The organism is Streptomyces longisporus (assembly GCF_039532765.1).
In the GTDB taxonomy this organism is placed as follows: Bacteria; Actinomycetota; Actinomycetes; order Streptomycetales; family Streptomycetaceae; genus Streptomyces; species Streptomyces longisporus.
The window spans coordinates 671,552-687,404 of record NZ_BAAASG010000011.1 but is presented as its reverse complement, the minus strand read 5'-3'; the positions used below and the strand labels follow the sequence as shown (position 1 = coordinate 687,404).

Here is a 15,853-nt window from a genome sequence, read left to right as displayed (position 1 = left end):
ACCGTCCCAGGCCCGACCGGCAAGGAGACCAACCCCCGTGTCCGTCCTCTCGAAGATCATGCGTGCAGGCGAAGGCAAAATCCTGCGCAAGCTGCACCGCATCGCGGACCAGGTCAACTCCATCGAAGAGGATTTCGTCGACCTCTCCGACGCCGAGCTGCGGGCCCTCACCGATGAGTACAAGCAGCGGTACGCCGACGGCGAGAGCCTGGACGACCTGCTCCCCGAGGCGTTCGCCACCGTGCGCGAGGCCGCCAAGCGCGTCCTCGGGCAGCGTCACTACGACGTGCAGATGATGGGTGGCGCGGCGCTCCACCTCGGCTATGTCGCCGAGATGAAGACCGGTGAGGGCAAGACCCTGGTGGGCACGCTGCCGGCGTATCTGAACGCCCTGTCCGGGGACGGCGTTCACCTGATCACGGTCAACGACTACCTGGCCGAGCGCGACTCCGAGATGATGGGCCGCGTCCACAAGTTCCTCGGACTGAGCGTCGGCTGCATCCTCGCCAACATGACGCCGGCCGAGCGCCGCCAGCAGTACGAGTGCGACATCACGTACGGCACGAACAACGAGTTCGGCTTCGACTACCTGCGCGACAACATGGCGTGGTCGAAGGACGAACTGGTGCAGCGCGGCCACAACTTCGCCATCGTCGACGAGGTCGACTCCATCCTGGTCGACGAGGCCCGTACGCCGCTGATCATCTCCGGCCCGGCCGACCAGGCCACCAAGTGGTACGGCGACTTCGCCAAGCTGGTCACGCGCCTGAAGAAGGGCGAGGCGGGCAACCCGCTCAAGGGCATCGAGGAGACCGGCGACTACGACGTCGACGAGAAGAAGCGCACGGTCGCCATCCACGAGTCCGGCGTCAGCAAGGTCGAGGACTGGCTGGGCATCGACAACCTCTACGAGTCGGTGAACACGCCTCTGGTGGGCTACCTGAACAACGCCATCAAGGCCAAGGAGCTCTTCAAGAAGGACAAGGACTACGTCGTCATCGACGGCGAGGTCATGATCGTCGACGAGCACACCGGCCGTATCCTCGCCGGCCGCCGCTACAACGAGGGCATGCACCAGGCGATCGAGGCGAAGGAAGGGGTGGACATCAAGGACGAGAACCAGACGCTCGCCACGATCACCCTGCAGAACTTCTTCCGCCTCTACAAGAAGCTGTCCGGCATGACCGGTACGGCGATGACCGAGGCGGCCGAGTTCCACCAGATCTACAAGCTCGGCGTCGTCCCGATCCCGACCAACAAGCCGATGATCCGCAAGGACCAGTCGGACCTGATCTACCGCACCGAGGTGGCCAAGTTCGAGGCGGTCGTCGACGACATCGCCGAGAAGCACGAGAAGGGCCAGCCGATCCTCGTCGGTACGACGTCGGTCGAGAAGTCGGAATACCTCTCGCAGCAGCTCTCCAAGCGCGGCATCCAGCACGAAGTGCTGAACGCGAAGCAGCACGACCGTGAGGCGACGATCGTCGCCCAGGCCGGCCGCAAGGGCGCTGTGACCGTCGCCACCAACATGGCCGGTCGTGGTACGGACATCAAGCTCGGCGGCAACCCCGACGACCTCGCCGAGGCGGAGCTGCGCCAGCGCGGCCTCGACCCCGAGGAGCACATCGAGGAGTGGGCGCACTTCCTGCCCGACGCCCTGGAGCGTGCCGAGAAGGCCGTGAAGGCGGAGTTCGAAGAGGTCAAGGAGCTCGGCGGGCTCTACGTCCTGGGCACCGAGCGGCACGAGTCGCGGCGTATCGACAACCAGCTGCGTGGTCGCTCCGGCCGTCAGGGCGACCCGGGCGAGTCCCGCTTCTACCTCTCGCTCGGCGACGACCTGATGAGGCTCTTCAAGGCCCAGATGGTCGAGCGCGTGATGTCGATGGCGAACGTCCCGGACGACGTGCCCATCGAGAACAAGATGGTCACGCGCGCGATCGCGTCCGCGCAGTCGCAGGTCGAGCAGCAGAACTTCGAGACCCGTAAGAACGTCCTGAAGTACGACGAGGTCCTCAACCGCCAGCGTGAGGTCATCTACGGCGAGCGGCGCCGCGTCCTGGAGGGCGAGGATCTGCAGGAGCAGATCGGCCACTTCATGGACGACACGATCGACGCGTACATCGCCGCGGAGACCGCCGAGGGCTTCGCGGAGGACTGGGACCTCGACCGGCTGTGGGGCGCCTTCAAGCAGCTCTACCCGGTGAAGGTGACCGTCGAGGAGCTGGAGGAGGCGGCCGGTGACCGGGCCGGTCTGACCGCCGAGTTCATCTCCGAGTCCATCAAGGAAGACATCCACCAGCAGTACGAGGCACGCGAGGCGCAGCTCGGCTCCGAGATCATGCGTGAGCTGGAGCGCCGGGTCGTGCTGTCGGTCCTGGACCGCAAGTGGCGCGAGCACCTCTACGAGATGGACTACCTCCAGGAGGGCATCGGCCTGCGCGCGATGGCGCAGAAGGACCCGCTGGTCGAGTACCAGCGCGAGGGCTTCGACATGTTCACCGCCATGATGGAGGGCATCAAGGAGGAGTCCGTCGGCTACCTGTTCAACCTGGAGGTCCAGGTCGAGCAGCAGGTCGAGGAGGTCCCGGTCGAGGACGCCGAGCCGGTCGACATGGAGAAGCAGGACGTGGTGCCGGCGCAGGCGGGCGGCCGCCCGGAGATCCGCGCCAAGGGGCTGGACGCTCCGCAGCGCCGGAACCTGCACTTCTCCGCGCCGACCGTGGACGGCGAGGGCGGCACCATCGAGGGCGACTTCGTGGGCGACGAGGAGCCGGTGCGCTCGGAGGCCGACGGTCTCACGCGCGCCGAGCGGCGCAAGCAGTCCCGGAGCGGGCGTCGCCGCAAGAAGTGAGCGGCGCGTCGTAGCGGCTTGAAGGGCCGGGTCACCTCGGGGTGGCCCGGCCCTTCCGCGTACTGCGGTGCGGGCTGGGTGGCAGCCCCTCCGGTCGTCTAGTCGTCCCCGGTGGGGCGCGGCGGGCGAGGACCGCCGAGTTCCACCGCCGTGCAGCGCCAGCGCAGGTCCCGGCCCCGTTCCAGGCGGAAGGCCATGGCCCGCAGCTGGTCACCTGCGCCGATGCGGGCGAAGGCCTCGACGGCGCCGGGACGGGCTTCGTAGTAGCCGATGTCGCGGACGACCGGGCGTGCGCCGCGGGTGCGCAGGGGGCCGCGTTCGGCGAGCCAGGCCAGTTCGTCGTAGGCCCGGCCCGCGGTGTGCCGCAGCATCGAGTGGACGGGGCGCTGACCGCTCAGCACGGCGAGGAGGAGGTCGGCGAAGACATCGGTGGGGCGGGGCTGCGGGATCGGCCGGGAGTGACCTGTGGGGCAGGCGGTTTCTTCTGGGGCGGGAGCCGTCTTGGACGACCCGTGGGTGGTGGCGCGGGCTTCGGTGGCGGCATGCGCTCCCGGAGCCGTAGTGGTGGTGCCCTGCGGGCGCCCCGGTCCCGTGCGGGCGCTGGTAGTGCTCGTGGCCGCAGCGGCAGGGGCTGTCGGCGGGCGGTTGTCGGCGGGCCCTGTGCTCGGGGAGGGGCTGTCCGTCCGGGTGCCCGGTGGGCGGCCGCCGCCCGGGGCGGTGCGGGTCGGGGCTCCGCCCGGGGTGCGGGGCGGGGCGCCGCCGGGGCGGCGGGAATCGCGGCGGCCGGGAGGGCGGGCGCCCGGCTGGTGCTGTGCCCTGGTCATGATCTTGTGCATGTGCGTCCCCGTTCGGTGAGACGAGTTGATACCCGTCGGTAACTTGGTGTTGGGGATCTTGTACGGGGCCAGGGGTGACGGCAGCAAGCACACGGGGAGCCGGGCCGGGGCGGTCGGAATCTTCACCTATCAGGGTGGCGGAGGGGGTGGGGAACCCCGTGATCACGGGGGTGCCCCGGGTGAATTCCGAGGCCTGAAGTGGACGCCTCCGGGCTTGCGGGCAGGGACTCGAAAGGGGACGCCCGCACGTATCCTGAAGGCGCTTCAGGAGGCGCGTGAGCGCCCAGCCACCGACCACGAAAGCGGCCAGCCATGCGCGTCTACGTCCCCCTGACCCTCTCCGGTCTCGCCGAGGCGTACAAGACGGGAGAGCTGGGGGCAGGGCCGCTCGTGGCGTACGCCGTCACGCCCGCCCTGCGCGAGTGGTACCTCTCGGACGACATCGAGGAACTGGAGTACGCGGCCCTCAACCGCGCCGCGCTGGCCTCGCTCCGGCTGCTGGCCGCGGACCCCGCGGCGGCACGGCGCCGGGTCGTGGTCGCCGTCGACGTGCCCGACGGCGCCGCGTCCGCGGACCCGGACCGGGGCCTCGACCCGGCCGCGCTCGGCGAGGTGCGGGTGACCGGGACCGTGGCGCTGGCGAAGGCCGCCGCCGTGCACGTCGACCTCGACGATGCGGAGGAGGACGTGGCCGCCGCGGCCGAGGCGCTCGAAGCGGCGGACCGCGGGGACGACGACGCCCAGTTCGTGGTGGACGGCGCCGAGGACCACGAACTGCTGTGGTACGCGACGCAGGAGATCCCCCACCTGGTCGGCCTCGGGGACTGAGCCCACCGTCTCTTGATTGTCAGTGGCGGCGGGTACGTTTTTGGCATGGGGAAGCAGACAGGGGCGCACATTGTCTGGGACTGGAACGGCACGCTGTTCCACGACAATGACGCGATCATCGGGGCGACGAACGCGGCGTTCGCCGAGCTCGGCCTCGAGCCGATCACGCTGGAGCGGTACCGGGCGCTGTACTGCGTGCCGGTGCCCAGGTTCTACGAGCGGCTCATGGGTCGGCTGCCGACGGATGCCGAATGGGAGGTCATGGACGAGACCTTCCACCGGTACTACGCCGAGCACCGGATCGGCTGCGGGCTGACCGAAGGGGCGGCGGAGCTGCTCGCCGGGTGGCGGTCGGCGGGACGCAGTCAGTCGATCCTGAGCATGTACACGCATGACGAACTCGTCCCGTTGGTGCGGGGGTTCGGGATCGAGACGCACTTCATACGCGTCGACGGGCGGACCGGGCCCTCGGGGGGCAGCAAGGCGGAGCACATGGTGCGGCACCTTGGCTCACTGGTCGGTGTGGACCCGGCCCGCACGGTGGTGATCGGGGACGCCGCCGATGATGCGGTGGCCGCGCGGTATGTGGGGGCGCGGGCGGTGCTGTACACCGGCGGGTCGCACGGTCGGGCCAGCCTCGAGGTGGTGGGGGTGCCGGTGGTGGACACCCTGGGGGAGGCGGTTGCTGAGGCGGAGCGGTTGGCTGCGTAGGGGGGCCGCGGGGCTGGGCGGGGTTTTGCAGCGCCCGACACTGAGGCCGGCAGGCGGGGTGGTTTCGACGGGAGCCGCCCCAGCAGCCGGGCGCGGCTGCGTCACGCCACCGGGGCCTTCGCCCGTAGCACCGTGAGGAATTCGCGCATCCACGCCGGGTGGTCCGGCCATGCGCGCGAGGAGATCAGGGTGCCGTCGACCACGGCCTCGGTGTCCTGGAAGGTGGCGCCGGCGGACTGCATGTCGGGTTCCAGGGCGGGGTACGCCGTGACGCGGCGGCCGCGCAGGCCGTCGACCGCCGCGGTGAGCAGGGGGCCGTGGCAGATCTGGGCGACCGGTTTGTCCGCGTCGAAGAAGGACTTGAGGATCTTGCGGAGTTCGGGGTCGTTGCGGAGGTACTCGGGGGCGCGGCCGCCCGGGATGACGAGGGCGGCGTACTGGCCGGGATCGACCTCGGCGAAGGCGAGATCCGCCGGCCAGGTGTAGCCGGGCTTCTCGGTGTAGGTGTCGAAACCGGGTTCGAAGTCGTGGACGACGAACTGGAGCTTCTTGCGGGCGGGGCCGCGATATGGACGTCGTAGCCCTCCTCGCGGAGGCGTTGGTAGGGGTACAGGACCTCGAGTGACTCTGCTGCGTCGCCGGTGACGATGAGGATTTTCGCGGTCATGTCGGGCGGCTCCCCTCGGGCGGGCGTGCGCTGTCATGGGCAAACGTGCCTCCTGGGGGAGGCCTTGCCAAGGGGTCCGGTCGTATTCGGGCAAGGGGGATCAGATGAGGGGTTCGTTTCGTCGGCCCGCACGACAGTGGGGCCTTTGCCGCTGTGCAGAGTGTCAAAGTTCCACCCCCGGTTTTGTACACATACGGCTCATGACGGGCCCCCCGTACCGAGCGATAGCCTTATGGCGTGATCAGCGCGATAGCTCGCGGGGGCACCGTTGCCCCTGCCCTGCGCCCGGCGAGCACGGACCACCTCCGTGACCGGGCGGCGGTCGCTGGTCTTCGCGGGCAGGAGGGGGCCAAAAGGGCTCCCGGGATGCCATTCGCCCCCTGGAAGCGGCCGCTGCGGAGAGCAGCGTCACACCATCGGGGCAGCTCAAATATGGCTCATATCTTCCCGCTCATCTCACCTTGCGGCATAGCGTCGGAGCAGACCGGAGAACCCGGGCCGTGGCGTCGAGCCGCAGGGGAAGAGACCGTACTTCCTTCTACGTCACGCAACGGCGCGCGACAGGAGCCAGAGGACAATGCAGACCAAGCTGGACGAAGCCAAGGCCGAGCTGCTCGAGAGGGCCGCCCGGGTAGCTGAGAACAGCCCGGTCGGGGGGCACCTACCGACCGGGACGACGGACGAGAGCACCCCAGACCGGGACACCGTGCTCGCGTTCCTCCAGCGCTACTACCTGCACACCGCCCCGGAGGACCTGAACGGCCGCGACCCGGTCGACATCTTCGGAGCCGCGCTCTCGCACTACCGGCTGGCCGAGAATCGCCCCCAGGGCACGGCCAACGTGCGGGTCCACACCCCCACGGTGGAGGAGAACGGGTGGACGTGCAGCCACTCCGTCGTCGAGGTCGTCACCGACGACATGCCCTTCCTGGTCGACTCCGTCACCAATGAGCTGACGCGCCAGGGACGCGGGATCCACGTCGTCATCCACCCGCAGATCGTCGTCCGCCGGGATGTCACCGGCAAGCTCATCGAGGTGCTCAGTGTGCAGCCGGGCGGCGAACTGCCGCACGACGCGCACACCGAGTCCTGGATCCACGTCGAGATCGACCGCGAGACCGACCGTGGCGACCTCAAGCAGATCACCGCCGACCTGCTGCGTGTGCTGTCCGACGTCCGCGAGGCCGTCGAGGACTGGGACAAGATGCGGGACGCGGCGCTGCGCATGGCCGACGAACTGCCCAAGGAGCCCGTCGCCACCGACCTGCGCGAGCAGGACATCGAGGAGGCCCGCGAGCTGCTGCGCTGGCTGTCCGCCGATCACTTCACCTTCCTCGGCTACCGCGAGTACCAGCTGCGTGAGGACGACTCGCTGGCCGCCGTGCCCGGCACCGGCCTCGGCATCCTGCGTTCCGACCCGCACCACGCCGGGGACGACAGCCACCCGGTGAGCCCGTCCTTCGAGCGGCTGCCCGCCGATGCCCGCGCCAAGGCCCGCGAGCACAAGCTCCTCGTCCTGACCAAGGCGAACAGCCGGGCCACCGTGCACCGGCCCTCGTACCTGGACTACATCGGCGTCAAGAAGTTCGACGCGGACGGCAATGTCGTCGGCGAGCGCCGCTTCCTCGGACTGTTCTCCTCCGCCGCCTACACCGAGTCGGTGCGCCGGGTCCCGGTCATCCGCCGCAAGGTCGAGGAGGTCCTGGAGCGCGCCGGCTTCTCGCCCAACAGCCATGACGGGCGCGACCTGCTGCAGATCCTGGAGACCTATCCGCGCGACGAGCTCTTCCAGACGCCGGCGAGCGAGCTCGAGTCCATCGCCACCTCCGTCCTGTACCTCCAGGAGCGCCGGCGGCTGCGCCTCTACCTGCGGCAGGACGAGTACGGGCGCTACTACTCCGCCCTCGTCTACCTCCCGCGCGACCGCTACACCACCGGTGTGCGCCTGAGGATCATCGACATCCTGAAGGAGGAACTCGGCGGTACCAGCGTCGACTTCACGGCCTGGAACACCGAGTCGATCCTGTCCCGGCTGCACTTCGTGGTCCGGGTCCCGCAGGGCACCGAGCTGCCGCAGCTGTCGGACGCCGACAAGGACCGCATCGAGGCCCGCCTGGTGGAGGCCGCCCGCTCCTGGGCCGACGGCTTCGCCGAGGCGCTGAACGCCGAGTGCGGCGAGGAGCGCGCCGCCGAACTGCTGCGCCGCTACAACAACGCCTTCCCCGAGGGCTACAAGGCCGACCACACCCCCCGTGCCGCGGTCGCCGACCTCGTCCACCTTGAGCAGCTCAGCGAGGCACAGGCCGACAGCGGCCAGGACTTCTCGCTCAGTCTGTACGAGCCCGTCGGCGCCGCCCCCGAGGAGCGCCGGTTCAAGATCTACCGCAAGGGTGAGGCCGTCTCCCTGTCCGCGGTGCTGCCGGCCCTCAGCCGGCTCGGTGTCGAGGTGACGGACGAGCGGCCGTACGAGCTGCGCTGCTCGGACCGCACCAGCGCGTGGATCTACGACTTCGGCCTGCGCATGCCCAGGTTGCAGAACGGCGGCGGCGACTACCTCGGCGACGACGCCCGCGAGCGCTTCCAGGACGCCTTCGCCGCCACCTGGACGGGCAAGGCGGAGAACGACGGCTTCAACGCCCTGGTGCTGAGCGCCGGACTGACCTGGCGGCAGGCGATGGTGCTGCGGGCGTACGCCAAGTACCTGCGCCAGGCCGGTTCCACCTTCAGCCAGGACTACATGGAGGACACCCTCCGCAACAACGTCCACACCACCCGGCTGCTCGTCTCGCTGTTCGAGGCGCGGATGTCCCCGGACCGGCAGCGGGCCGGGCACGAGATCGTCGACGCGCTGCTCGAAGAGGTCGACGCGGCCCTCGACCAGGTGGCCTCCCTCGACGAGGACCGGATCCTGCGGTCCTTCCTGACCGTCATCAAGGCGACCCTGCGGACGAACTTCTTCCAGGAGGCGGCGGGCGGCAAGCCGCACGCGTACGTGTCCATGAAGTTCGACCCGCAGGCGATCCCGGACCTGCCGGCGCCGCGCCCGGCGTACGAGATCTGGGTGTACTCGCCCCGTGTCGAGGGTGTGCACCTGCGCTTCGGCAAGGTCGCCCGAGGCGGTCTGCGCTGGTCCGACCGGCGTGAGGACTTCCGGACCGAGATCCTCGGCCTGGTCAAGGCGCAGATGGTGAAGAACACCGTCATCGTGCCGGTCGGCGCCAAGGGCGGCTTCGTCGCCAAGCAGCTGCCGGACCCGGCCGTGGACCGGGACGCGTGGCTGGCCGAGGGCATCGCCAGCTACAAGACGTTCATCTCGGCGCTGCTCGACATCACCGACAACATGGTGGCCGGCGAGGTCGTGCCCCCGGCGGACGTCGTACGGCACGACGAGGACGACACCTACCTCGTGGTCGCCGCCGACAAGGGCACCGCCACGTTCTCGGACATCGCCAACGGTGTCGCCCAGACGTACAACTTCTGGCTCGGTGACGCCTTCGCCTCCGGTGGCTCGGCCGGCTACGACCACAAGGGCATGGGCATCACCGCCCGCGGCGCCTGGGAGTCCGTCAAGCGGCACTTCCGGGAGCTGGGCGTCGACACGCAGAGCGAGGACTTCACCGTCGTCGGCATCGGCGACATGTCCGGTGACGTGTTCGGCAACGGCATGCTGCTGAGCGAGCACATCCGGCTGGTCGCCGCCTTCGACCACCGGCACATCTTCATCGACCCGAACCCGGACGCGGCCACCTCGTACGCCGAGCGCCGCCGTATCTTCGAGCTGCCGCGCTCCAGCTGGGCCGACTACAACGCCGAGCTCATCTCCACGGGCGGCGGCGTGTTCCCGCGTACCGCCAAGGCCATCCAGCTCAACTCGCACATCCGCGAGGCCCTCGGCATCGAGGGCAAGGTCTCCAAGATGACCCCGGCCGACCTGATGAAGGCCATCCTCCAGGCCCCGGTGGACCTGCTGTGGAACGGCGGCATCGGTACGTATGTGAAGGCCAGCACGGAGAGCCAGGCGGACGTCGGCGACAAGGCCAACGACCCGATCCGGGTCGACGGCGCCGACCTGCGGGTCAAGGTCGTCGGCGAGGGCGGCAACCTGGGGCTGACCCAGCTCGGCCGGATCGAGTTCGCACGGCACGGCGGCAAGATCAACACGGACGCGATCGACAACAGCGCGGGTGTGGACACCTCCGACCACGAGGTGAACATCAAGATCCTGCTCAACGGCCTGGTCGCCGACGGCGACATGACCGTCAAGCAACGCAACAAGCTGCTCGCCGAGATGACCGACGAGGTCGGCGCGCTGGTCCTGCGCAACAACTACGCGCAGAACACGGCGCTCGCCAACGCCCTCGCCCAGTCCAAGGACATGCTCCACGCCCAGCAGCGGTTCATCCGCCACATGGTGCGCGAGGGGCACCTCGACCGGGCGCTGGAGTTCCTCCCCACCGACCGCCAGATCCGCGAGCGCCTCAGCGCCGGCCAGGGCCTCACCGGCCCCGAGACGGCCGTCCTGCTGGCGTACACGAAGATCACGGTCGCCGAGGAGCTGCTGCACACCTCGCTGCCGGACGACCCGTATCTGCGCGGTCTGCTGCACGCGTACTTCCCGACGGCGCTGCGCGAGACGTTCGGCGACCGCATCGACGGCCACCCGCTGCACCGCGAGATCACCACGACCGTCCTGGTCAACGACACGGTCAACACGGGCGGTACGACCTATCTGCACCGGCTGCGCGAGGAGACCGGCGCCTCCCTCGAGGAGATCGTGCGGGCGCAGACCGCGGCCCGGGCGATCTTCTGCTCGGCACCGGTGTGGGACGCGGTCGAGGGCCTGGACAACCGGGTCGAGGCCGCCGTCCAGACCCGGATCCGGCTGCACTCGCGCCGGCTGGTGGAGCGCGGCACGCGCTGGCTGCTCAACAACCGGCCGCAGCCGCTGCAGCTGGCGGAGACGGTGGACTTCTTCGGCGAGCGCGTCGAGCAGGTGTGGCAGCAGCTCACCAAGCTGCTGCGCGGCGCGGACCTCGAGTGGTGGCAGCAGATCCACGACGAGCTGACCGGCGCCGGCGTCCCGGACGAGCTCGCCACCCGCGTGGCCGGGTTCTCCTCCGCCTTCCCGGCGCTCGACATCGTCTCGGTGGCCGACCGCATGGGCAAGGAGCCGCTGGACGTCGCAGAGGTGTACTACGACCTCGCCGACCGGCTGCACATCACCCAGCTCATGGACCGCATCATCGAACTGCCGCGGGCCGACCGCTGGCAGTCCATGGCCCGCGCCTCCATCCGTGAGGACCTGTACGCGGCGCACGCGGCGCTGACCGCGGACGTCCTGGCGGTGGGCAACGGCACCTCGACTCCCGAACAGCGCTTCAAGGCCTGGGAGGAGAAGAACACGGCGATCCTGGGCCGGGCGCGCACGACGCTGGAGGAGATCCAGAGCTCGGAGACGTTCGACCTCGCCAACCTGTCGGTGGCGATGCGCACGATGCGCACCCTGCTGCGCACGCACTCGTAGCAGGCGGTACGAAAACGAGGTGCCCCGAGCCGACCGGCTCGGGGCACCTCGTTTTCGGTGGCGGTGTTCAGGCGGCCTTCGGCTTGTCCGCGCCGCCGGTGAACTCCTCGTACGCCGCCATGACCTCCTCGGTCGGGCCGTCCATGCGCAGTTCGCCGCGCTCCAGCCACAGCACGCGTTCGCAGGTGTCGCGGATGGACTTGTTGTTGTGGCTGACCAGGAACACCGTGCCGGCCTTCTCGCGCAGTTCGCGGATGCGTCCCTCGGAGCGCTTCTGGAAGGACCGGTCGCCGGTGGCGAGCGCCTCGTCGATGAGGAGCACGTCGTGGTCCTTGGCGGCGGCGATGGAGAAGCGCAGGCGGGCGCCCATGCCGGAGGAGTACGTCCGCATGGGGAGGGTGATGAAGTCGCCCTTCTCGTTGATGCCGGAGAAGTCGACGATGCCCTCGTAGCGGTCCCTGATCTCCTCGCGGGACATGCCCATGGCGAGGCCGCCGAGGTAGACGTTCTTCTCGCCGGTCAGGTCGCCCATCAGGGCCGCGTTGACGCCGAGGAGGGAGGGCTGGCCGTCGGTGTAGATGTGGCCGTTCTCGACCGGCAGCAGGCCCGCGACCGCCTTCAGCAGGGTCGACTTGCCGGAGCCGTTGGTGCCGATCAGACCGACCGCCTCGCCCTTGTAGGCGACGAAGGAGACGTTCTTGACGGCGTGCACCGTGCGGACGCCGGACGCTTTCTCCGTCTGCTTGCGGCGGACCATGCGGTTGAGCGCCGCGGTGGCGGAGCCCTTGCCCGCACCGGTGCCGTTGACCCGGTAGACGATGTCGACGCCGTCGACGACGACGGTGGGGATGCGTTCGTTGGTGTGCTCAGCCACGGCCGTACGTCTCCTCAGCCTTCCAGAAGTAGATGAAGCCGCCGACCCCGGCGAGCAGGGCCCAGCCGGCCGCGTACAGCCACACATGGTGCGGCAGCTGCTTGGCGTGGAAGCTGTCGATCAGCGCGAAGCGCATCAGGTCGATGTAGACCGCGGCCGGCTGGGCCTGGAGCACCGGCTCCACCCAGTGCGGCAGGCCGCTGTGCTTGCCGGCCAGCTTGTCGATGCTCCACATCACGCCGGACACATACATCCAGGTGCGCAGGACGAAAGGCATCAGCTGGGCGATGTCCGGAGTCTTGGCGCCCATCCGGGCCATGATCAGCGAGACGCCGGTGTTGAAGGTGAACTGCAGGACCAGCGCCGGGAACGCCAGCAGCCAGGAGAACGCGAGCGGCACCCCGAAGCAGAGCAGGATGACGACCAGCGCGGCCATCGAGAACAGCAGCTGCTGCAGCTGCTGGAGGCAGAAGGAGATCGGCAGCGCGGCCCGCGGGAAGTGCAGCGCCCGGACCAGGCCCAGGTTGCCGGAGATCGCGCGGGTGCCCGCCATGATCGAGCTCTGGGTGAACGTCCAGATGAACACGCCCGTGACCAGGAACGGGATGTAGTCCGGGACGTGCCGCTTGGTGCCGAGCAGGACGCCGAAGATGAAGTAGTAGACCGCCGCGTTCAGCAGCGGGGTCATGACCTGCCAGACCTGGCCGAGCTTCGCCTGGGCGTACTGCGCGGTGAGCTTGGCCGTGGCGAACGCCGTGATGAAGTGGCGCCTGGCCCACAGCTGCCGTACGTACTCGGGCAGGGAGGGGCGGGCGCCGCTGACCGAGAGGCCGTGGCGGGCGGCGAGGGCCGCGAGGTCGTCGTCGGCCGGGGCCGGCGTCGGGGGCGGTGTGTCGAGGACCTGGCTCACATCCGCTGCTTTCACTCGGGGGAGGGGGTGCTGGCGTCGTCCGGTCCGTCCGCGGGACGGTCCGGTGTCCGGCGTTTCCTTACGTTTCTCTTCACGTTTTCTTACGTCGGGACGAGACCGTATCGTCGCAACGCGAGCGTAGGACACGTCGACGTCGGAACGCAACCGTTTCGTCGTAACGTGTTCGTCGGGTCGGGCCGTAACGACGCAACCGTTTCGTCGCAACGCCCCTATGCTGGTCCGCATGACGACGAACGCCGAGGAGCCCCAGACGCGTCCGCGCCGCCGGACCCCCGCGGGGGCGGCCGTACTGCGGGAGGACGTGACGGAAGCCATCCGTGCGGCCGTCTTCGAGGAGCTCGCGGCCGTCGGCTATGCGCGGATGTCCATCGAGGGGATCGCGCGCCGCGCGGGCGTCGGCAAGACCGCGGTCTACCGCCGCTGGCGCTCCAAGCTGCACCTGGTCCTCGACGTCGTCTCGGCGCTCGCGGTGCTGGGCCTGCCGACGCCCGACACGGGCTCCCTGGAGGGCGATCTGCGGCTGCTGTACGAGGTCACCTCGCGTGCCCTGAGACACCCGGTGGCCTCGCAGATCATCCCGGACCTGCAGGCCGAGGCGGCCCGCAACCCGGAGATCGCCGAGGCCATGCAGAAGACCCTGCGCGAGGGGCAGGAAAGCGTGGCCCTCAAGATCATCTTGGCGGCGGCGCAGCGCGGTGAGGTCAGCGGGGGGCTGAACGAGGACCTCGCGCTCGACCTGATCTCCGGGCCCCTCTACTGGCGCTCGGTGGTGATCCGCAGCCCGAAGCTGCCCAAGGACTACCTGGCGGGGCTGGCGCGGGCCACCGCGGAGGCACTCAAGGCGCTGTGAGTATGCTGCGGCCCTGGCCGCCGGTGACCGGAGTTGAGGCGGAACTGCCGTGAGAGTCGTGATCGCCGAGGACAACGCCTTGCTGCGGGAGGGCCTCGTTCTGCTGCTGACCTCCGCCGGGCACGAGGTCGTGGCCGTCGCCGGCACCGGGCCCGAGGTCCTGCCCGCGCTCCTGGAGCACCGTCCCGACGCGGCCGTGCTCGATGTGCGCATGCCGCCCGGCTTCCGTGACGAGGGCCTGCGCGCGGCGCTCGAGGCGCGTGCGCGGATCCCCGGGCTGCCGGTGCTGGTGCTCTCGCAGTACGTCGAGGAGTCGTACGCCGCCGAGCTGCTGACCGGGGGTGCGAGCGGGCTCGGCTATCTGCTCAAGGACCGGGTGGGCCGGGTCGACGAGTTCCTCGACGCGCTGGAACGGGTTGCCGCCGGCGGTACGGCGCTCGACCCCGAGGTCGTCACGGAACTCCTCACCCGCCGCAAGGGCTCGCCGCTCGACTCGCTCACGCCGCGTGAGCGCGAGGTGCTGGCGCTGATGGCCGAAGGTCACGACAACGGGACCATCGCCAAGACCCTCGTCGTCACCGAACGCGCGGTCCACAAGCACATCGGCAACGTCTTCCTCAAACTGGGCCTGCCCCCGAGCGACAGCGGCCACCGCCGGGTACTGGCCGTACTGACGTACCTGAACAACCAGTAGTGGCGGCGCCGTAAGTCGGCGCAGACCGCCGCGCGCGGTGTTCAGCGCCGCGCCGCCTCCGGATGTACCCGTACCCAGCCCTCCCAGGCCGAGGTGATCATGTCCTGGATGTCGTGTTTGGCCTTCCAGGCGAGTTCGGTGGCGGCGCGGTCTGCGGAGGCGACTACCCGCGCCGGGTCGCCGGGGCGGCGGGGAGTGGTCGTCGGGGGGCGGTCGTAGCCGGTGATGGCGTTGATGTGGTCGATCATTTCGCGGACCGAGACGCCCTCGCCGCGGCCGATGTTGAGGGTGAGGTGGCGGCCCGGTGAGGACTGGAGCGTGCGGGCGGCTGCCACGTGGGCTTCGGCCAGGTCGACGACGTGGATGTAGTCGCGGACGCAGGTTCCGTCAGGGGTTTCGTAGTCGTCGCCGAAGATGCGCGGGGGTGCGTTGTCCGTGAGCCTCTCGAAGACCATGGGGATCAGGTTGGAGACGCCCGTGTCCGCGAGTTCGGGGGTCGCGGCGCCCGCCACGTTGAAGTAGCGCAGGGAGGCGGTGGAGAGGCTCGTCGCGCGAGCCGTCGCGCGGACCAGCCATTCGCCGACCAGCTTCGTCTCGCCGTACGGAGACATGGGCAGACAGGGTGTCTCCTCCGTCACCAGGGGCTCGTCCGGCATGCCGTACACCGCCGCGGAGGACGAGAACACGAAGGACGGGACGCCGGCCGCCGTCACCGCCTCCAGGAGGACGCGCAGGCCCTCGACGTTCTCCCGGTAGTAGTGCAGCGGGAGGTCCATCGACTCGCCCACCCGCTTCTTCGCCGCCAGGTGGATGACCCCGCTGACGTCGTGGACGGTGAGGGCGCGCGCGACCCGCTCGCCGTCCAGCGTCGATCCCACCACCAGCTGCACACCCCGCGGCACCCGCTCGGCGACGCCCGTCGACAGGTCGTCGTACACCACGGTCCGCTCGCCCGCCTCGATCATCGCCCGGACGACGTGCGCCCCGATGTATCCGGCGCCGCCGGTGATCAGCCAGGTCATGTGCGGCCGTCCCCTTCGTCAGTTGCCCCGTGGTGGTGCGGTGTCAGTCAAGCAGGCGGTGAGTC

Annotated in this window: 10 protein-coding genes and 1 pseudogene; 6 read left to right on the top strand and 5 right to left on the bottom strand. The window is 69.6% G+C overall.

The window, feature by feature from the left end:
* The first annotated feature begins 37 nt into the window (after positions 1 to 37).
* Complete coding sequence (gene secA / locus ABD355_RS25575; protein ID WP_344402956.1) at positions 38 to 2,851, top strand: preprotein translocase subunit SecA; 2,814 nt, start codon at positions 38 to 40, stop codon at positions 2,849 to 2,851.
* A 98-nt stretch (positions 2,852 to 2,949) separates the two neighbouring features.
* Here the strand turns inward: secA and ABD355_RS25570 are convergent, their stop codons facing one another.
* Positions 2,950 to 3,687 (bottom strand): Rv3235 family protein, encoded by a 738-nt coding sequence (locus ABD355_RS25570; RefSeq protein WP_344402955.1) that lies wholly within the window; start codon positions 3,685 to 3,687, stop codon positions 2,950 to 2,952.
* A 312-nt stretch (positions 3,688 to 3,999) separates the two neighbouring features.
* Between ABD355_RS25570 and ABD355_RS25565 the strand changes: the two genes are divergently transcribed.
* Positions 4,000 to 4,515, top strand: a complete 516-nt coding sequence (locus ABD355_RS25565; RefSeq protein WP_344402954.1) for a DUF6912 family protein — start codon at positions 4,000 to 4,002, stop codon at positions 4,513 to 4,515.
* A 45-nt stretch (positions 4,516 to 4,560) separates the two neighbouring features.
* On the top strand, positions 4,561 to 5,226 hold the full coding sequence (locus ABD355_RS25560; protein ID WP_344402953.1) for an HAD family hydrolase: 666 nt from the start codon (positions 4,561 to 4,563) through the stop codon (positions 5,224 to 5,226).
* A 101-nt stretch (positions 5,227 to 5,327) separates the two neighbouring features.
* Here ABD355_RS25560 and ABD355_RS25555 read toward each other — a convergent pair.
* Positions 5,328 to 5,893: pseudogene (locus ABD355_RS25555) on the bottom strand (DJ-1/PfpI family protein).
* Positions 5,894 to 6,470: 577 nt separating this feature from the next.
* Between ABD355_RS25555 and ABD355_RS25550 the strand changes: the two are divergent.
* Complete coding sequence (locus ABD355_RS25550) at positions 6,471 to 11,417, top strand: NAD-glutamate dehydrogenase (protein ID WP_344402952.1); 4,947 nt, start codon at positions 6,471 to 6,473, stop codon at positions 11,415 to 11,417.
* Between the two features lie 67 nt (positions 11,418 to 11,484).
* Here the strand turns inward: ABD355_RS25550 and ABD355_RS25545 are convergent, their stop codons facing one another.
* Complete coding sequence (locus ABD355_RS25545; protein WP_344402951.1) at positions 11,485 to 12,291, bottom strand: ABC transporter ATP-binding protein; 807 nt, start codon at positions 12,289 to 12,291, stop codon at positions 11,485 to 11,487.
* The gene (locus tag ABD355_RS25540; RefSeq protein ID WP_344402950.1) at positions 12,284 to 13,201 is read right to left on the bottom strand and encodes an ABC transporter permease; all 918 of its coding nucleotides are present in this window, start codon (positions 13,199 to 13,201) and stop codon (positions 12,284 to 12,286) included. Before ABD355_RS25540 ends, ABD355_RS25545 begins: the two co-directional genes overlap by 8 nt.
* A 244-nt stretch (positions 13,202 to 13,445) precedes the next feature.
* Between ABD355_RS25540 and ABD355_RS25535 the strand changes: the two genes are divergently transcribed.
* Together ABD355_RS25535 and ABD355_RS25530 are read left to right on the top strand one after the other, a co-directional pair.
* Positions 13,446 to 14,072 (top strand): TetR/AcrR family transcriptional regulator, encoded by a 627-nt coding sequence (locus ABD355_RS25535; protein ID WP_344402949.1) that lies wholly within the window; start codon positions 13,446 to 13,448, stop codon positions 14,070 to 14,072.
* A gap of 49 nt (positions 14,073 to 14,121) precedes the next feature.
* Positions 14,122 to 14,766, top strand: coding sequence for a response regulator (locus tag ABD355_RS25530; protein ID WP_344402948.1), 645 nt, complete (start codon positions 14,122 to 14,124; stop codon positions 14,764 to 14,766).
* 41 nt (positions 14,767 to 14,807) lie between these two features.
* Here ABD355_RS25530 and galE read toward each other — a convergent pair whose 3' ends face one another.
* Positions 14,808 to 15,788, bottom strand: a complete 981-nt coding sequence (galE, locus tag ABD355_RS25525) for a UDP-glucose 4-epimerase GalE (protein ID WP_344402947.1) — start codon at positions 15,786 to 15,788, stop codon at positions 14,808 to 14,810.
* Positions 15,789 to 15,853: the final 65 nt, after the last annotated feature.